This is a genomic window from Larsenimonas suaedae (assembly GCF_023712105.1).
Taxonomy (GTDB): Bacteria; Pseudomonadota; Gammaproteobacteria; order Pseudomonadales; family Halomonadaceae; genus Larsenimonas; species Larsenimonas suaedae.
Map to the genome: position 1 here is coordinate 315,334 of NZ_JAMLJI010000003.1, position 17,264 is coordinate 332,597.

Below are 17,264 nucleotides of genomic sequence, written 5' to 3' on the forward strand. Positions count from 1 at the left end.
AAATTTACACAATAAGCTAGTCAAACTACACCACCTTGAGCCGAGGAACACCATGACCGTGCATGATACCGTCGCGAAGGTCACCGAGCGCATCGAACAACGCAGCCAGCAACGACGCGAGCGCTACGAACGTCTCATGGAGCAACAGCACGCCGATGGCGTTCATCGGGGCGAATTGTCCTGCGGCAACCTGGCGCACGGATTTGCCGCCTGCGGTGCAACCGACAAGGAACGGCTCAAGCTGACCAACAGCGTCAACGTCGGCATCGTCTCCTCGTACAACGACATGCTGTCGGCCCACCAGCCCTTCAAGGATTACCCGGTCCTGATCAAGCAGGCCGCACACGCGATGGGGTCAACCGCACAGTTCGCAGGTGGCGTGCCCGCGATGTGCGATGGTGTGACTCAGGGCCAGCCCGGTATGGAGCTGTCGCTGTTCTCCCGGGACGTGATTGCGATGTCCACGGCCATTGCGCTGTCACACAACATGTTCGACGCTGCCGTTTATCTTGGTATCTGCGACAAGATCGTGCCAGGGCTCTTCATCGGCGCAGCCCGCTTCGGTCACCTGCCGGCCATCTTCATTCCCGGCGGGCCGATGCCGTCAGGACTTCCCAACAAGGAAAAGGCGCGCATTCGCCAGCTGTTTGCCGAGGGCAAGGTCGGACGCGACAAGCTGCTCGAAGCGGAGTCCGAGTCCTACCACAGCCCCGGCACGTGCACGTTCTACGGCACCGCCAACTCCAATCAGATGATGATCGAGCTGATGGGGCTTCACCTGCCGGGCGCCTCGTTCGTCAATCCGAATACGCCGCTGCGCGACGCGCTTACCGAATACGCCACCGAGCAGGCCATTCGTAATACCGAACTGAGCGGCACCTATCGCCCGTTCTACAAACAGATTACTGCCAAGGCGATCGTGAATGCGCTGGTCGGCTTGCTGGCCTCAGGCGGTTCCACCAACCACACTATGCATTTGATCGCCATGGCCGCCGCCGCCGGCATCACTCTGACCTGGGATGACTTTCACGATTTGTCCGAAGTGGTTCCGAGCCTGACCCGCATCTACCCGAACGGCCAGGCCGACATCAACCACTTCCAGGCCGCTGGCGGCACCAGCTTTCTGATTCGCACCCTGCTCGACGCCGGCCTGATGCACGAAGACATCGACACCGTCTTCGGCACCACCATGGCCGATTATGTCAAGGAACCGTTTCTGGAAGACGGTAAACTGGTCTGGCGTGAAGGGCCGACGGCCTCGCTCGACGAAGACGTACTGCGAAGCTGCGACAATCCGTTTGCCCCGACCGGTGGGCTGCGCGTGCTCGAGGGCAACCTGGGTCGCGGCGTCATCAAGGTCTCGGCCATCGAGCCGGACAAGCGGTTCGTCGAGGCGCCCGCTCGAATCTTCAGTGATCAGAACCAGCTGAAGGCCGCCTTCGACCAGGGTGAGCTCGATCGTGACGTGGTCGTGGTCGTCCGGTTTCAAGGGCCGCGAGCCAACGGCATGCCTGAACTTCACAAGCTCACGCCTTACCTTGGCGTGCTTCAAGACCGCGGTTACAAAGTAGCACTCGTGACCGATGGCCGAATGTCCGGCGCATCGGGTAAAGTACCTGCCGCGATACACATGACACCCGAAGCGCTGGATGGCGGACCGCTTGCCAAGCTCAAGGACGGCGACATCGTTCGTCTCGACCCCGACAACTGCGAACTGAGCGCACGGGTGGACAGCGACGAATGGGCCAGCCGTGAATGTCATCGCGAAAGCGTTGATCACTACCATCACGGCATGGGCCGAGAGCTGTTCGTCGGACTGCGTACCATGGTCGGCGGAGCGGAAGAAGGCGCCTGCAATTTCGGCAGCTTCGGGGATATCGAAGGAGAAAGTAAATGACACGCCCAGCTCTGGTCGGCGACATCGGGGGCACCAATGCCCGTTTTGCGTTGGTCACTCCCGGCAGTTTCGATCTGCACGACATCGAAACGCTTCCCTGCGCCGATTACGCCAATCTGGACGATGCCGTTCGCGCCTATCTCGAGAAGGTTGGCAGCAAGGCGCCCAAGGAAGCCTGCCTGGCGTTTGCCTGCCCCGTTCACGATGACACGGTCAAGATGACCAACAACCCGTGGCGGTTCAGCAAGCGCGCAATGAAGGAAGAACTCGGCCTCGATAACTTCAAGGCCATCAACGATTTCACCGCGATGGCGCTCGGTCTGCCCCACATTCCCGAAGAAGATCTGATCCAGATTGGCGGCGGACACAGTGAAAGCGGGCGCGCGCGACTTGTGATCGGCCCCGGCACCGGCCTGGGTGTTGCCGGCCTCGCGCCCAGCCAACGCTATTGGATACCGCTCTCGGCCGAGGGTGGCCACGCAAGTTTCGCCCCGACCGATGATTTCGAAGTGAAGCTTCTGTGCTGGTTCCGTGAACAATACGGTCGCGTCTCCATCGAGCGCATCCTGTGCGGTCAGGGCCTTTTGGACCTCTACCGGGCGCTGTGCGAATTTGCAGGCATTACGGCGACGCTCGATTCACCGGCAGCCGTGACCGACGCCGCCCGTGAGGGCAACGAGCAGGCCAAGGGCGCCATCATGCTCTTTTGCAAGATCCTGGGCGACGCCACCGGCGACGCCGCGCTGACCCTTGGTGCCCGCGGCGGTGTCTATCTGTGCGGTGGCGTGCTTCCCCGCATTCTCGACTTCCTTCAGGAAAGCGACTTCCGCCGGGCCTTCGCCGACAAGGGCCGCATGGGGCACTACACTGACAGCATCGCCACCTGGGTCGTCAAAGCCAAGTGGACAGGACTTCTGGGTGCCGCCGAAGCACTGCACAATGAGGAGGTGTCATGAGCGAGTCGCTCTCAGCGCTCATCGAACAGACACAAGGTCGGCGCGACGCGACGTGGCACGACTTTTCGGTTCACGTCATCAATGAAGCATGGGGCAGCCTTGTGGTTGCCCATCAAGGCGCCCAGCTTCTGCACTTCGCGCCCAAGGGTCAGCGCAACTGGCTCTGGACCACCCCTACGCCCAAACCTGCTCCGGGCGCCATTCGCGGCGGTATACCGCTGTGCTGGCCATGGTTCGGTGACGCCGATACTGCCGGTGAACCGGCCCATGGGCGTGCACGAACCGCAACGTGGCGCCTCGACGCCGTCGATGAGCATGAAGAAGGCGTTGAGCTGCATCTGACGCCGACGGAGCCGCTCGATTCGCAGCTCACGCCGCGCGTGGTCATTCAGGCCAATGCAAAACGACTTAACGTCGAGCTGATCACGGAACACACCGGCGACACGCCCACGAGCTTCACCCAGGCCCTGCACACGTATCTAAGCGTCGATGACGCCTTCGACGTCCGCATTGAAGGCCTGGCCGGTGCGCGCTATCTCGACAAGCTCGAGGGGTTCAAGGAAAAGACCCAACAGGGTGAGCTCGGCATTCGCGGCGGGCTTGATCGCATCTATCACTCAAGCCGCCCCCTGTTGCTGCGCTCGGGCTCGGCTCAGCGCCGCATTGCCAAGCAGGGCAGCGATTCAAGCGTGGTCTGGCATCCGGGCGATCAACGCCCTGGCGACATCCCCGCCGAGGAAAGCACGCACTTTGTCTGCGTGGAAGCCGCATGCACTCAGCTTGACCGTGTCTGGCTTGCCCCCGGCAGCCAACATCTTCTCTCCCAGCATCTCTCGCTCGAGGAATGAGCCATGGCCGCTCTCGCGCCCTTGATCATCAGCCTTCGCCAGCTTCACCACTACGATGAACTGCAAACCACCCACGCGCTCGCCGATTGGATCGAAGCCCGCGTCGACGAAGGGCTGACCTGGTTCTGCCTGGCCCCGACCTACGGCGACGGCGAACATCAGGCACGCTTTGGCCAGGCACTGCTGAGCCGCCCGGGGCTCTCATCCAAGGTTAACGTGATGGTCAAGGCCGGCATCGTGCCGGCCCATCTCGATACCTCCGGTCGGCACGTCAAGCACTACGACACCGGCTCCAATACGCTGGCCCACGTCATCGACCACCAGCTTGAAATGCTGAATCTCGAGCGCATCGAGCTGTTTCACCTGCATCGCCCAGACCCGCTGATGGACCATGCAACGGTCGGTCATGTGCTTGATGAGGGCATCGCTTCAGGCAAGCTCGGCCACATCGGTGTGTCGCATTTTCTACCGGCCCAGTGGCGCAGGCTTCAGACCGCCATGAGTACACCGATTCGCTGCGGCGAACTCGAACTCTCGATCCCCCGCTCCGAAGCGCTGTTCGATGGGTTATGGGACGCAATGTGCGTCGACAACATCATGCCGCTTGCCTGCTCGCCGCTCTGTGGCGGCCGGCTGTTCGAAAGCCTTCTGGGCTCACTGCTGGCCGAGCGGGCTCAGGACTACGGCGTCAGTGCGGCCAGTCTCGCCATGGCCTGGCTCAACACCCTGCCCCATGCACCCACCCCGGTGGTCGGCACGCTTAAACCCGCGCACCTTCGAACGCTTCTTGACCACGCAAGCCTCCAGCTCGACCGCGTCACCTGGTTCGAACTTCTTGAGGCCGCCCGCGCCCACCGCGTCTTCTGATCACGCGCGACGATCTACTTTTTCGCCAGCCAAAAAAAAGCCCGTTGACCAAATGGTCAACGGGCGAAAACAACAGCCGAGGCTGTCGAGAGAGAGTCGGTGCGCTCAGTGGCGCTTCAAGAACTCTGCGGTTTCCTGGGCCAGCTTTCGAATACCGTCCCAGTCCTCATTCTCAATCATGTCTTTCGGCATCACCCAGGATCCACCCACGCACATGACGTTGCGAAGTTTGAGGTAATTACCTGCGTTGTCTGGCGTAATGCCGCCGGTCGGACAGAACTTCACGTCACGAAGCGGGCCTGCCAGCGCTTTCAGTGCCGGTACGCCGCCACTGGCTTCCGCCGGGAAAAACTTGAAGCGACGATAGCCGTACTGCCAGCCGTTGAGAAGCTCAGTGGCCGTGCTGATGCCTGGCAGAAGCGGCACCGGACTTTGAATGCCGTACTCGAACAGACGGTCGGTGGTGCCGGGTGTGACCACAAAATCGACGCCTGCGTCTTCGGCAAGCTTGTACTGTTCGGGCGTCAGTACTGTACCGGCCCCGATGCTGGCTTCCGGCAACGCGTCGCGCAGACGATGCAGCGCTTCGAGCGCACAATCGGTTCGAAGTGTTACCTCAAGTACCGGCAAGCCACCATCGTAGAGCGCCTTGCACAGCGGCACCGCGTCTTCGATGCGATTGATGGTCAACACCGGGATCACTTCACAGCGCTGGCAAATGCTGTCGATTTCGGCGGTACGGGTGGCGGGCAGCTGCTTGTCCACTGTCATGAAATTCTCCTGTCTAGGTGCCGGGCTCAAGGCGCCCAGTAAAGCGAAAGAGGCTCGGTCATGAAGGCGCGGATCGGAAGCTCCCGCGCGTCGTCACTGCTGAACGCTGTTGAAAATACGCGGCGCTTGTCCATGCCTGTGACGTGCACGTAGCGGCGCCTGGAATCCAAAAGAGCCTGGCGACTGAACGACATTCGCGCCTGGGTCACGCTTGGCGCATGCGCGGCAAGCAGCCTCCGAGTCGTCGTGAGACCGTGCTCGAGTTCAGGGCTATCCGGGAACAGCGACGCCGTGTGGCCGTCACCGCCCATACCGAGAATCACCACGCTTGCCGGCCAGTGAAGCTCACCAACCTGCTGCTCGAGCGCATCCACGCCGGCCTCGGGTGTGTCGGCGTCGTTGACCAGCGGGTGAAACAGCGCCGTGGCTGCCTCGTTTGCGATCAGATGCGTACGGACAAGCCGGGTATTGCTGTCATCGTGAGCCTCGTCGACCCAGCGCTCATCCGCAAGGGTCACATCCACTCTGGACCACTCGAGCCGCTTTTGCGACAGCGCCTTGAAAAAGGGCACCGGCGTCGACCCACCCGAAACGATCAGCGTCGCTCGACTTTGATGCTCGAGATCCTCACGCAAGGCCGCCGCAACGGCCTCGGCAAGTGATTCGGCCAGCGCCTGGCGCGGCTCAATGGTCTGCTCGGTCGAATCAGTAGTCTTCATACCAGGAGTACCCATCCTTAGTGATCATTGCAATGGAAGACACCGGCCCCCAGGAGCCTGCCGGATAGCGCTTGGGCGCAACACCGCGCTTCTCCCAGCCTTCGATCAGCGTATCCACCCACCGCCAGGCGTACTCGACCTCATCACGGCGAACGAACAGATACTGCTGCCCTTTCATGACCTCAAGCAGCAGTCGCTCGTAGGCGTCCGGGATACGGGCCTGCGGAAACGCAGTGTGGAAGTCCAGGTTAAGCGGGCCCTGACGCAGGCGCATGCCCTTGTCCAGACCGCTGTCCTTGGTCAGCACCTGCAGCGAGATACCCTCTTCCGGCTGGAGCTTGATCACCAGCTTGTTCGAGGCCAGTGAGCGCTGGTCGGGGTCAAAGATGTAGTGCGACTGCGGCCGGAAGTGAATCACGATCTGAGACAGCTTCTGCGGCATGCGCTTGCCGGTTCTTAGATAGAACGGCACACCGGCCCAACGCCAGTTGGACACTTCTGTCTTGAAGGCCACGAAGGTTTCGGTGCGGCTCTCGGTGTTGGCGTCTTCTTCCTCGAGATAGCCAGGCACCTGCTTGCCGTTCACCGAGCCGGAGACGTACTGCCCGCGCACCACATCGGTATCGAGCATGTCGCCCTCGATCGGGCGCAGCGCCTTGAGCACCTTGACCTTTTCATCTCGGATACTGTCGGAGTCGAGATTCGATGGCGGATCCATCGCGATCATGCACAGAAGCTGCATCAGATGGTTTTGAACCATATCCCGCAACTGACCGGCCTGATCGAAATACCCCCAGCGCCCCTCGATGCCGACCGTTTCCGCAACCGTGATCTCGACATGGGAAATCTTGCTTTGATTCCACTGGTCGCCGAACAGCGGATTGGCAAACCGCAACGCCAGAAGGTTTTGAACCGTTTCCTTACCGAGGTAATGGTCGATTCGATAAATGCTTGACTCATCGAAGACCGCACCGATGGCATCGTTGATCTCGATGGAGGTATCCAGGTCATAGCCGATCGGTTTTTCGACCACGACGCGACTGCGCTCATCCAGGCAGTTGGCACCGCTCAGGTGCTTGCAGATATCCCCATAGAGGCTTGCCGGTACCGAGAGGTAGATGACCATCGGCACCTCGCGGCCATCGCGCCAGTCGGTAATCCGGCTGTAGCCCTCGAGGGTAGTGAAATCGACCTGTGCGTAATCGAGCCGCTCAAGAAAACGCACCATGCTTTCTTCGGTACGCTCACTGGCATCGACACGATGCTCGAGCGCATCGCGCACACGAGCCCGAAATGCATCGGGTTCATAGTCCTGACGCGCAAGCCCGAGAATGCGGGTTTCATCGGCCAGGAGCCCTTCGCGATCCAGGTGATACAGCGCGACATACAGCTTGCGCAACGCAAGATCGCCAAGAGCACCGAATAATGCGAGGTCGACGGCCTGGGTCTCTTCAGTCATTCGACACTCCCATTGGACTAGTTAATTTACGCGCAACGTTAGCCATAACACGGGGTCCTCGCAACAATTTTTCGTAAACTTACCAAAAAAAGACGCTTGAAGCTGGGCTTCGTTGTCCTGATACAGCATTAGGCGCTAGCATGCTGACCTTACGTAGTAATTTCACCACAATAATCTGGGCAACTCTTTGTTGCCTTCATGCAAGCAGCGAGTGACAGCGTGGCCCACGACCTTCTTTCAAAAATACGCCTGCGCCTGGACGATCTGAATCGCTCCGAACGCAAGGTCGCCGATGTCATTCTAGGCGACCCCGACGCCGCGACCGGGCTCAGTATCGCCATTCTGGCCCAGCACGCCGGTGTTAGCGAACCAACCGTCAACCGCTTTTGCCGCAACTTCGACACCAAGGGTTACCCTGATTTCAAGATCAAGCTAGCGCAAAGCCTAGCCGGGGGCACGCCTTACATCAGCCAGAGTGTGGCCCACGATGATGACACGGCGACCTACACCAATAAAATCTTTGGTGCCAACATTCAGGCACTCGATGAAGCGCGCCGGGCGCTGGACAGCAAATTGATCGAGCGCATGGTGGATTACTTAATCCAGGCCAAGCAGATCAGCTTCTTTGGGCTTGGCGCCTCAGGGCCGGTGGCGTTCGACGCCCAGCACAAGTTCTTTCGTTTCAATCTGCCCGTGACAGCCTACGATGACGTTCTCATGCAGCGCATGGTCGCCGCCGCGTCACGAACAGGCGACGTCATCGTTATCATCTCCAATACCGGACGCACGCGCGATCTGGTCGACATTGCGCTTGAGGCGCGTCAGAACGGTGCCACGGTGCTCGGTCTTACCTCGGCGGACTCACCGCTTTCAAGGGAGTGCACGGAAAGCCTGGCGGTTGCCTGCGCCGAGGACACCGACCACTACATGCCGATGACCTCGCGCATGATTCATCTGGCGCTGATCGATGTGCTTGCCACCGGCGTCACGCTCCGTCGCGGCCCTGACTTCCTCCCTCACCTCAAAAAGATCAAGGACAGCCTCAAGCCAACGCGCTTCCCGCTCGACTGATCGCTGTGCCGATCCGACGCTTTAGCCCCATGGTCTAATACGGCAACGTCATCGGCTTCTCTATGCTGAAGCTTAACATCAGCACAATGTCTAATCGCATGTCGTCTGGAAACCTTTTCCCGATTCGGACATAGTCCCCCCGCCCTGTGACAGTCACAGATCAAGACCAAGGTCTACAGGGCCATTTACACGTTTAGAGACACGCAAAGACAAGGAGTCGCCTCATGGCTGGTAGCCCAGGCCCTGCCCCGTCCAGCGGGCAGGATCACAAACCCGATGCGGTTGCACACGCAGACATCGTTCCGATGGTCTGGTTCAGCTGCGGGTTGGCCGCACTGGCCGGCCTGCTGTTCGGTATGGACATCGGCGTCATTTCAGGCGCTCTGCCTTTCATCAAGCAGGAATTTCACCTCTCTACCGGCATGGAAGGCTGGATCGTAAGCTCGATGATGGTGGGCGCAGCCGTCGGCGCCTTTTTTGCCGGCGGCATTTCAAACCGCTTTGGCCGCCGCAAGGCCATGCTCTACAGCGCGGTGTTGTTCTTTTTCGGGGCACTGGTGGCGGTGGTCGCCATGAATACGACACTGCTGGTTGTCGCTCGCATCATGCTGGGGCTCGCCGTGGGCGTGGCGTCGTTCACCGCGCCACTGTATCTCTCGGAAGTTGCCCCTGAGCGTATTCGCGGCACCACCATTTCGTTCTATCAGCTGATGGTTACCGTCGGTATCTTGGCGGCGTTCGTCTCGAATCTGGCGTTCAGCTACATCGAAAGCTGGCGCTGGATGTTCGGTGTATTGATGATTCCGGCCGGCATGCTGTTTCTTGGGGTCTTGATGGTGCCCAACAGCCCACGCTGGCTGGCGGCGCATGATCGTTTCGACGAAGCACGCAACGTACTGAACAAGCTGCGCGGCAGCCGGGAAGAGATCGAATACGAGATCAAGGAAATCCAGGAAAGCCTTGAACAGGAAGAGCAAAGCCGAGGCTTTGACATGTTCAAGGAAAACCCCAACTTCCGGCGTTCGGTTCTGCTTGGCGTCTCGCTTCAGATTGTTCAGCAGTTCACCGGCATGAACGCGATCATGTATTTCGCGCCGCAGATTTTTGAAGCCTCCGGCTTCGAAGGCACCGCCGCACAGCTCTGGAGCACGGTCGCAACCGGTTTGGTTAACGTACTGGCCACCTTTATTGCCATCGGCTTTGTTGACCGCCTCGGCCGCAAGCCGATCCTTTATGCCGGCTTTTCGATCATGGCGATCAGTATGGCCGTGCTGGCAACGATTCTCGGCATCGGCCCAAGCACCAGCTTCCTTCAGTACACGGCCATGGGCGCACTGCTGGTGTTCGTCGCAGGTTTTGCGATGTCGGCCGGCCCGCTGATCTGGACGCTCTGCGCCGAGATTCAGCCCCTTCGTGGCCGCGACTTCGGCATCAGCGCCTCGACGGTTGCGAACTGGGTCGGCAACTTTGCCGTCGGCCAGTTCTTCCCGATCATGCTGGTCGGCATCGGTGGCACGATGACGTTCGGTATTCTGGCGGCGCTAAACCTTCTATTCATCGTCTTCACGCTGCTCTTGATTCCGGAAACCAAGGGCATATCGCTTGAAAAGATCGAGAAGAACCTCATGGGCGGCAAGGCGCTTCGCGACATCGGCGCCTAACGATCTCGGCCTCCAGCGACAAGCTCCGCACGGTAAAACGCCGCCTTGTAAGGCGGCGTTTTTCGTGGAAGCGGCGTCGTATGAGAGGCGCCTGCGTGTACTCAGTACGGATGGAACAGCTGCAGGTTGAAACTCGAGGGGGTGGCCGGTGTCCCGTCCTTTCGAGTCACGAACGTGAAGACAAAGCCGTGATAAGCCTTGTACTTTTCGGCACCACTGTAGGCATGCAAATACTCGATGCCGGCAAGCTCGATGTCGCCGTCATCGACGGTAACCGTCACGATCGGATCGCGAAATTCATACTCGCCCTTGTTGAACGACAGCTCGATCACACCTTCCTTGCGCTCTTGATTGGTTGGAAAGAACCCGACGCCGGGCGCATCCTTGTCACCCTTTCGCCACTTCACGAACTGAGGCATGCCGGTCAGCGCCTCATGTACCTTGCCGTTCCTGGTAACCTGCTCGGAGTGACCGATCATGCCCGGACGAGTTGCATTGACCTCATACTCGTCCCAGAGCGTCGCCTCTTCCTTGTGCTTGCCCTTGTCGTTTTTCGTCGCACTCGGATTAACGCGCGCAGCAAAACGCAGCTTGCCTTTCCATACGCCCGCCTCATTGTGCTCGGGATCGGCATCGAAATGAACGTGGCCCTTGGCGCTGGTATGACGAAACACCAGTGGCTGAGCGTCCTTGTGCGCCTTCGAATACCCGCTTTGAATCACGAACGGAACCTTGCCCATCCAGGCATCGGTTTCCTGGCAAATATGATTGGGCGAGATGCGCGTGGCAGACCCGGTGGACGAGCGCACCACCAGATCGCCGTCGGCCGCCGAAACGCCACCCATCGCCTGGTTGTGTTCACCGGCGCTGAAGATGTCTTTCCAGCCGTACACCAGATAGTTGGCAGAAGCGAAGCAGTTGATGATCTGCTGCTTCATGCTGGTTCGAACGGCCGGCCAGTCCGACTCGCCGCCGTTGCGCTTTTCCCACCAGTTTCCGATGAAATTCGAGCCATGAATGACCTTGGCAAGAATCGCGTCGCCCTTGATGGCCTCGAAAATATTGTCCTGAAAGGTGGCGCCATACAGCTCACCGTCAAACACCACACCATTGTCGACGTAGTTGAACTCGTTACCGACCAGACGCACGGTCGTCGAGGGCGAGGACTGACCTTTCTGCTCTCGCACGCGCATCCCATAGTCACAGCCGACGAACGCACACTGGAGCACGTTGAAGTTGACCGCCCCCTTGGGTACCAAAATCCCGACGCTCAGTGTCTTGAAGAAGACGTTTTGAATGGTGGTGTTGTAGCCGTACGCTTCCAGCGCCACCGCATCCTTCTTGCTCTTGCCATTGAACGTGAGCGAGGCCACTTCCGGGCCGCAGCGCCGAAACATTGGGCCCTCGAGCGAGTAATGCGGCATCAAACACGCCTCGTCGTCACCGCTGTTCATGCGGGTTCGGCCGGGGCCCTTCAAATTTCTGCCGTGAAGATCCACTGTCTTTGCGATGCGGTAGGTGCCCGGCGGGACATAGATGGTTCGCCCCCACTGCGAGCGCGCAACCTTTGCAAACGCCGTCGAACTGTCGCGACGCCCGGAGGGGTCGGCGCCCCAGTACAGGACGTTTGCACGCACATCGGCGTCCATCGCCTGTTGACGGTCGCCGCCGTCAGCCGCCTGAACCCGAGGCGCCAATACACTGCCAATGACCGCGGCCGGCAGCAGCGTCATCGACCCGCGTAGAAACGCACGCCGTTTATCGTTACCCGAAGACGAACTCATCGAAAGCCTACTCCTTACCCATGATTGGAACGCGAATTGAGTCATCGTGCTTGATTGTGGCCGCCGCTTCCATGCCGAGATGCCCGGTTAAAGCACGGTCGACCGACGCCGTTAAGGACGTCACAAGTTGGTGATCACACACTGGGTGCGTACAATAGCCCGCCTCTAATACTTCAAGCGACCCTTCTGCTCATGCGCGTAGATTTGCCCCTCGACAATGACACGGTCGGCGGCCCGATCGTTGTGGACTGGCGCGGCTGGCTGCCCGATGGTTCAGTAACCGACCCACGGGTAATGGTCGAAGAAAAGCCGCCTGCGCACGGCGTGCCTGCCATGCTCAAGCGTCGGCTGACGCCGGTCGGCCGGGCGCTGTGCGACATGCTCGGCGCACTCAAGGCCGCCGACGACGAGGCGCCGATCGTTCACGCCTCCCAGCACGGTGACGGACAGCGCCCGCTCGATATGCTCGACACCATCGCAGACGGCGAGCCGGTATCTCCGACCCGGTTCAGTCTGTCGGTACATAACGCGCTGGCAGGCGTCTATTCGATTGCCTTCCATCACCAGGGTTCCATTTCAGCCATTTCGGCCACCGGCGAAGAGTGGCCGGCGCTGATTCAAGAAGCCGAAGGCTTTCTGGCGGAAGGTGCGCCTCGCGTGGTGGTGGTATGGAGCGACAGCACCATCCCTGAACGCTATCGCGCCGAAGATCGCTGCGCCGAGCACCCCTCGGCCGTGGCCGTGGTGCTTGAGCGCCAGGGGCACGAACCGGCGCTTCCCGCCCGGAGTCTGTCCGCCGGAAAGAGGTTCGGAAGAGCGCAGCCCGATCACCTGATCAATGAACTGATGGCGCACACGCCGCGCGACCGTTGAGGGATGCTCGGCGGTGCGTCTCATGACACACTATTACACGCTCGTACCCGGCACCCTCGCACTGCCCTTACGTCCGAGCGGATCGACCATTACACAAGAGGATCTGCCATGTCAGACACGTCACTGACACCGCTGGAACACGAACTGGCCGAGCTTATCATCGACACACTCGAACTCGAGGATGTGAGTGTCGACGATATCGACCCCGATGAGCCGCTGTTTGGCGATGGGCTCGGCCTTGACTCGATCGACGCGCTCGAACTCGGCCTTGCGCTTCAAAAGCGCTACGGCATCAAGCTCGACAGCGACGCCGAGGAAAATCAGACCCACTTTGCAAGCCTTCGCCATCTGGCCGCGCTGGTCGAGGCCCGCCGGGCGTCCTGATCGACATGATCAAATCACCGCCGACCTCGCCACTGTTGATGCTGGTGTCATTGCTGGGCGTGCTCTACCCGGTGGCCATGCTGTTACTGCTGCCGCACCTGAACAGCCTGGCCCTGGCGCTGATCGGGGTCGGCCTGATGCTGGTTCGTGGCGTACTCACGCACCGACTCTGGCTTCACCTGGGGCTGGCGCTCCCGCTGGTCGCGATCGTCCTGTTCGGCTCAAGTGAGCTTGGAATGAGGCTCTACCCCGTGATGGGTAATGCACTGATGCTTTTTATCTTCGCAGGCAGCCTGCGCGGGCCGATGCCCATCATCGAGCGTCTGGCCCGGCTCAAGGAGCCCGACCTGCCCGAGGCGGGCGTGCGCTATACGCGTCAGGTCACAAGGGTCTGGTGTGCGTTTTTTACGATCAACATGATCATCGCGGCTCTGACGGCGCTCTTCGCCGACATCGAACTCTGGACACTCTATAACGGCGTCATCAGTTACTGCCTCACCGGTGCCCTGTTTGCCGGTGAATGGCTGGTTCGACATCACGTCCGCCGGAGAGCAACCTCATGACGGCCATGACCGAGCAACACTTTCTGAGTGCCCCGTGGCAATGGGCTTCTCACCTGCCACAGGTGGCAACGTCCGGTGCGTGTCAGCGCGATCACGCCGACTTCTGTCGAGACGTCGCCCGCTGGCAACAAGCACCACTCGAGCGCGGCCAGGACGCGATTCTGGTCGACCCCGACCCGTGGTCGTTTACCTGTGCGCTGCTGGCCTGCTGGCATCGAGGCGTGCGCGTGATACTCCCCAACGATGGCCAGCCGGATACGCTTGCCGCCCTGGCCAAAGACGGAGCACGCCTGATCGGCGCCCAGGGATGGACGCCACCCTCGGACACCGTCGTGGGCACGCCCGCCTGGGGCACGCTTTCGGCCGAGTCGGTGGCCATCGACATCTTTACCTCTGGCTCGAGCGGCACGCCCCAGCGCCTGGCGAAGACCTTTCGCCAGCTGGCGCATGAAACCTGCGCCTTCAGTAATACCTTTCCACTTGACTACGGCGTGGTGGTCAGTCAGGTCAGCCTGCATCACATCTACGGGCTCTCCGCCGCGCTTTTGCGTGCACTGACCGAAGGGCTGCCGTTTTCATTAACGCCGTGTCGATTTCCGGAAGACGTTCACCACTACCTGCACGCAACCTCGGTGGCCGCACTGGTTAGCTCCCCGGCACAGCTCGAACGTCTGCCCGAGGCACTTGAGGCAAACGACCGGCCGCCCCAGCAGGTCTTCTCATCGGGGGCACCACTGTCTCAGAACGCGGCCGTGCATGCGCGTCGACAGCTCGGCTGCACCATTACGGAGATCTACGGAAGCTCCGAAACCGGTGCCATTGCCTGGCGAGACCGCACTGTCGACTCTCATTGGCAGCCTTTCGACGACACTGACGTGCGTGCAGACGGTGAGCTTTTGTGCCTTCGCTCTCCCCGTCTTGCTACACCTGGCTGGGTTACCCATGCCGATCGGGTGCGTTTTATCGATGCGCGCCGCTTTGAGCTGCTTGGGCGCGCCGACCGGATCGTAAAGGTTGGCGGCAAGCGGATTTCACTCGAGGCGCTGGAACGTACGCTTGCCCAGCAACCGAACGTCCTAAAGGCGCACTGCGTTCAGCCCCGAAGCGCCAACGACCGTATTGCCGCAATCGTGCAGCTCACACCACAGGCCGTGCCGCACACCAGTGCCGAGCGCAAGGCGCTAATACAGGCACTCAGAGACGGTCTTCAGGACGCCTTTGAAACCATCGCCCTGCCTCGCTATTTCCGCTTCGTTGAACACTGGCCTGTCAACGCCCAGGGCAAGCTCACCCGGGCAACGATCATGCGGCTATTTCAGGATCTTGAGAACCGCGATGTGCCACGCTGGCTCGGATGCACCGAGGCCCCGAATGACATCTGTCACATCACGTACGAAATTCCGGAACACCTGCGGGCCCTGGAGGGGCATTTTCCGGGGCTTCCGATCGTGCCAGGCGTTGCGCTGGTGCACTGGGCCCTGCAGGAAGCGAGAACCCGCTGGCCGGACACCCTCGCAACCGGGGCACTCGAACGGCTTAAGTTCCCAACCCCGGTGCGTCCGGGCATGCGCATCACGCTGACGCTTGAGCACACCGCCACCCGCCTTGCGTTCACCATTCGCTCTCAGGGTGGCCAGCATGCCAGTGGCCGACTTCGCCTCGAGGAGACCGCACATGACTGACGCGCGCGCCTGCATCGTAGTTCCGGTCTTCAATCACGAAGGCGCCATCGTGGGCACCTGCGAGCGCCTGAAGGCACTGTCGCTGCCGATTCTGCTCGTCGACGACGGTAGTCACGCGATCTGCGCCGACGTGCTCGACAAGCTGGCCCTGCGGCACGCCCACATTCATTTGATTCGTCTGGCGCAAAATTCAGGCAAGGGCGCTGCGGTCCGCGCCGGGCTCTTTGCCGCGTTCGAGCGTGGCTATACGCATGCGCTGCAGGTTGATGCCGACGGCCAGCACGAGGTCGATGATCTGCCGGGGCTTCTCGAAAGCATGCGTGAAACCCCCAGGACCCTGCTGGTCGGTATTCCCGAATTCGACGACAGCGTGCCGATGCACCGCTTCATCTGTCGCTACATTACGCACGTGTGGGTCTGGTTCAACACGCTCTCACTCAAGATCGTCGACAGCATGTGCGGCGTGCGCCTTTACCCGCTTGCCCAGGTGGCGCCGATGCTCAAGCGCTACCCCTGTGGTGATCGAATGGATTTCGACACCGAAGTTCTGGTGCGCTGGCACTGGCTTGGCGGCGACATCCAAAATCACCGCATTCGCGTACGCTACCCTCAGGATGGCGTCTCGCACTTTCGTCTCTGGCGCGACAACGTGATTCTCGCCCGCATGCACTGCCGCCTGACGCTTGGCATGCTGGTCCGCGCGCCTTCACTCCTGTTTCGAAAACGTACCCCATGACTCAAAAACACTGGTCCGAGGTCAAGGAATCCGGCTCCGTTACCGGCATGAATCTGATGCTGTCGATTCATCGCCGTCTGGGCGATCGTGGCTACGACGCTATCCTGTTTTTCGTAAGCATCTACTACTGGTTTCGCAACCCGTTGGCCCGGCGGGCATCACGTCAGTACCAAAAGCGCCTTCGCGCCGCCTACCCGGCGCTCAAACTGCCGATGCTGCCAACGCTTCGCCATTTCATGGCGTTCGGTATCGCCATGCGCGACAAGGTGCGCGCGCTTCACGGCGACATTCCAAGAGAGCAGGTCACGATGGTCGACCGTGACACCCTGCGCGCAGCCATCGAGAGCGGCCAGGGCGGGCTCATGATGGTGTCGCACCTTGGAAATCATGAGATCTGTCAGGCGCTCTCCGCCCTTAGACACGACCTCAAACTCAGCGTACTCATGCACACTCAGCACGCTCAGCGGTTCAATACGCTCTTGAATCAGGGCACTGGACCGCGCCCGGATGTGATCGAAGTCACTCACATCGGCCCGGAGACCGCCCAGCGGCTTCAGGCACGCATCGACGAGGGCGGCTTCGTGGTGATCGCCGGTGATCGCGAGCCGATCGGTTTGAACGGCCGCACGCGGGACGTGTCGTTTCTCGGCCACGACGCCCGCTTCCCAGAAGGCGGATTCTGGCTGGCGAGCCTGCTTCGCTGCCCGACCTACTTCCTTCTGTGCGCCCGGGATAAACGCCAGTACAACGTGCATTTCGAAGCGCTGGGAGATGCACGAGACCTCAAGCGCCGCGACCGCGCCCAGTGGATCACCGATCAACTGACGCGCTACGCCGGACGCCTGGAACATTACTGCGCGCGCTACCCGCTTGAATGGTTCAACTTCTACCCGTTCTGGGCCACGCCGACGACGAACACGACCTCGACCACGGCACCCACGGAACCGGGCGCCGGTTCGCCACTCTAATCGACATCCCCGGCAGGAGACTCTC

At 60.6% G+C, this 17,264-nt stretch carries 16 protein-coding genes; 12 read left to right on the forward strand and 4 right to left on the reverse strand.

The genetic code is table 11. The features are described 5' to 3' along the window. The first annotated feature begins 52 nt into the window (after positions 1 to 52). From edd to NAT49_RS11020, 4 genes are read left to right on the forward strand one after another with little or no spacing between them, the layout of a single operon-like run. Complete coding sequence (gene edd / locus NAT49_RS11005; RefSeq protein WP_251594138.1) at positions 53 to 1,897, forward strand: phosphogluconate dehydratase; 1,845 nt, start codon at positions 53 to 55, stop codon at positions 1,895 to 1,897. Continuing rightward, complete coding sequence (gene glk, locus NAT49_RS11010) at positions 1,894 to 2,853, forward strand: glucokinase (protein WP_251594141.1); 960 nt, start codon at positions 1,894 to 1,896, stop codon at positions 2,851 to 2,853. The genes edd and glk overlap by 4 nt, the downstream gene beginning before the upstream one ends. Further along, entirely contained in the window at positions 2,850 to 3,701 is an 852-nt protein-coding gene (locus NAT49_RS11015; RefSeq protein WP_251594154.1) for a D-hexose-6-phosphate mutarotase, read from the forward strand. The genes glk and NAT49_RS11015 overlap by 4 nt, the downstream gene beginning before the upstream one ends. Before the next feature lie 3 nt (positions 3,702 to 3,704). Then, positions 3,705 to 4,568, forward strand: a complete 864-nt coding sequence (locus NAT49_RS11020; RefSeq protein WP_251594156.1) for an aldo/keto reductase — start codon at positions 3,705 to 3,707, stop codon at positions 4,566 to 4,568. 105 nt (positions 4,569 to 4,673) lie between these two features. On the opposite strand, the gene NAT49_RS11025 is transcribed toward NAT49_RS11020, so the two are convergent. The 3 genes from NAT49_RS11025 to zwf are packed head-to-tail and all read right to left on the reverse strand — an operon-like array spanning position 4,674 to position 7,517. Then, complete coding sequence (locus tag NAT49_RS11025) at positions 4,674 to 5,339, reverse strand: bifunctional 4-hydroxy-2-oxoglutarate aldolase/2-dehydro-3-deoxy-phosphogluconate aldolase (RefSeq protein ID WP_251594158.1); 666 nt, start codon at positions 5,337 to 5,339, stop codon at positions 4,674 to 4,676. 26 nt (positions 5,340 to 5,365) lie between these two features. Beyond that, positions 5,366 to 6,058 (reverse strand): 6-phosphogluconolactonase, encoded by a 693-nt coding sequence (gene pgl / locus NAT49_RS11030; protein ID WP_251594160.1) that lies wholly within the window; start codon positions 6,056 to 6,058, stop codon positions 5,366 to 5,368. After that, positions 6,045 to 7,517, reverse strand: coding sequence for a glucose-6-phosphate dehydrogenase (zwf, locus tag NAT49_RS11035; RefSeq protein WP_251594162.1), 1,473 nt, complete (start codon positions 7,515 to 7,517; stop codon positions 6,045 to 6,047). The genes pgl and zwf overlap by 14 nt, the downstream gene beginning before the upstream one ends. 219 nt (positions 7,518 to 7,736) lie before the next feature. Here zwf and hexR point away from each other — a divergent pair, with 219 nt between their 5' ends. Beyond that, positions 7,737 to 8,588: a transcriptional regulator HexR gene (hexR, locus tag NAT49_RS11040; protein WP_251594164.1), complete on the forward strand. Its 852-nt coding sequence runs from the start codon at positions 7,737 to 7,739 to the stop codon at positions 8,586 to 8,588. A 224-nt stretch (positions 8,589 to 8,812) separates the two neighbouring features. Continuing rightward, positions 8,813 to 10,249: a sugar porter family MFS transporter gene (locus NAT49_RS11045; RefSeq protein ID WP_285836111.1), complete on the forward strand. Its 1,437-nt coding sequence runs from the start codon at positions 8,813 to 8,815 to the stop codon at positions 10,247 to 10,249. Between the two features lie 101 nt (positions 10,250 to 10,350). Here NAT49_RS11045 and NAT49_RS11050 read toward each other — a convergent pair whose 3' ends face one another. Continuing rightward, complete coding sequence (locus NAT49_RS11050; RefSeq protein WP_251594166.1) at positions 10,351 to 12,033, reverse strand: glycoside hydrolase family 55 protein; 1,683 nt, start codon at positions 12,031 to 12,033, stop codon at positions 10,351 to 10,353. Positions 12,034 to 12,225: 192 nt separating this feature from the next. Between NAT49_RS11050 and NAT49_RS11055 the strand changes: the two genes are divergently transcribed. The 6 genes from NAT49_RS11055 (at position 12,226) to NAT49_RS11080 (ending at position 17,239) form a co-directional block, all read left to right on the forward strand. After that, positions 12,226 to 12,906: a beta-ketoacyl synthase chain length factor gene (locus NAT49_RS11055; protein WP_251594167.1), complete on the forward strand. Its 681-nt coding sequence runs from the start codon at positions 12,226 to 12,228 to the stop codon at positions 12,904 to 12,906. A gap of 108 nt (positions 12,907 to 13,014) precedes the next feature. Continuing rightward, positions 13,015 to 13,290, forward strand: a complete 276-nt coding sequence (locus NAT49_RS11060) for a phosphopantetheine-binding protein (protein WP_251594169.1) — start codon at positions 13,015 to 13,017, stop codon at positions 13,288 to 13,290. A 5-nt stretch (positions 13,291 to 13,295) separates the two neighbouring features. After that, entirely contained in the window at positions 13,296 to 13,853 is a 558-nt protein-coding gene (locus tag NAT49_RS11065) for a COG4648 family protein (protein ID WP_251594170.1), read from the forward strand. Further along, positions 13,850 to 15,535 carry an ApeI family dehydratase gene (locus NAT49_RS11070; protein WP_251594171.1) on the forward strand — a complete coding sequence of 562 codons (1,686 nt, stop codon included), beginning with the start codon at positions 13,850 to 13,852 and terminating at the stop codon, positions 15,533 to 15,535. The genes NAT49_RS11065 and NAT49_RS11070 overlap by 4 nt, the downstream gene beginning before the upstream one ends. Beyond that, entirely contained in the window at positions 15,528 to 16,271 is a 744-nt protein-coding gene (locus NAT49_RS11075) for a glycosyltransferase family 2 protein (protein WP_251594172.1), read from the forward strand. The genes NAT49_RS11070 and NAT49_RS11075 overlap by 8 nt, the downstream gene beginning before the upstream one ends. Further along, a complete protein-coding gene (locus tag NAT49_RS11080; protein ID WP_251594173.1) occupies positions 16,268 to 17,239 on the forward strand; it encodes a lysophospholipid acyltransferase family protein in 972 nt (323 codons plus the stop codon). Before NAT49_RS11075 ends, NAT49_RS11080 begins: the two co-directional genes overlap by 4 nt. Positions 17,240 to 17,264: the final 25 nt, after the last annotated feature.

Excerpts from the sequence above, each read along its gene's own strand:
- edd (WP_251594138.1), top strand. The coding sequence starts at position 53 with ATGACCGTGCATGATACCGTCGCGAAGGTCACCGAGCGCATCGAACAA.
- glk (WP_251594141.1), top strand. The coding sequence starts at position 1,894 with ATGACACGCCCAGCTCTGGTCGGCGACATCGGGGGCACCAATGCCCGT.
- NAT49_RS11015 (WP_251594154.1), top strand. The coding sequence starts at position 2,850 with ATGAGCGAGTCGCTCTCAGCGCTCATCGAACAGACACAAGGTCGGCGC.
- NAT49_RS11020 (WP_251594156.1), top strand. The coding sequence starts at position 3,705 with ATGGCCGCTCTCGCGCCCTTGATCATCAGCCTTCGCCAGCTTCACCAC.
- NAT49_RS11025 (WP_251594158.1), bottom strand. The coding sequence starts at position 5,339 with ATGACAGTGGACAAGCAGCTGCCCGCCACCCGTACCGCCGAAATCGAC.
- pgl (WP_251594160.1), bottom strand. The coding sequence starts at position 6,058 with ATGAAGACTACTGATTCGACCGAGCAGACCATTGAGCCGCGCCAGGCG.
- zwf (WP_251594162.1), bottom strand. The coding sequence starts at position 7,517 with ATGACTGAAGAGACCCAGGCCGTCGACCTCGCATTATTCGGTGCTCTT.
- NAT49_RS11045 (WP_285836111.1), top strand. The coding sequence starts at position 8,813 with ATGGCTGGTAGCCCAGGCCCTGCCCCGTCCAGCGGGCAGGATCACAAA.
- NAT49_RS11050 (WP_251594166.1), bottom strand. The coding sequence starts at position 12,033 with ATGAGTTCGTCTTCGGGTAACGATAAACGGCGTGCGTTTCTACGCGGG.
- NAT49_RS11055 (WP_251594167.1), top strand. The coding sequence starts at position 12,226 with ATGCGCGTAGATTTGCCCCTCGACAATGACACGGTCGGCGGCCCGATC.
- NAT49_RS11060 (WP_251594169.1), top strand. The coding sequence starts at position 13,015 with ATGTCAGACACGTCACTGACACCGCTGGAACACGAACTGGCCGAGCTT.
- NAT49_RS11065 (WP_251594170.1), top strand. The coding sequence starts at position 13,296 with ATGATCAAATCACCGCCGACCTCGCCACTGTTGATGCTGGTGTCATTG.
- NAT49_RS11070 (WP_251594171.1), top strand. The coding sequence starts at position 13,850 with ATGACGGCCATGACCGAGCAACACTTTCTGAGTGCCCCGTGGCAATGG.
- NAT49_RS11075 (WP_251594172.1), top strand. The coding sequence starts at position 15,528 with ATGACTGACGCGCGCGCCTGCATCGTAGTTCCGGTCTTCAATCACGAA.
- NAT49_RS11080 (WP_251594173.1), top strand. The coding sequence starts at position 16,268 with ATGACTCAAAAACACTGGTCCGAGGTCAAGGAATCCGGCTCCGTTACC.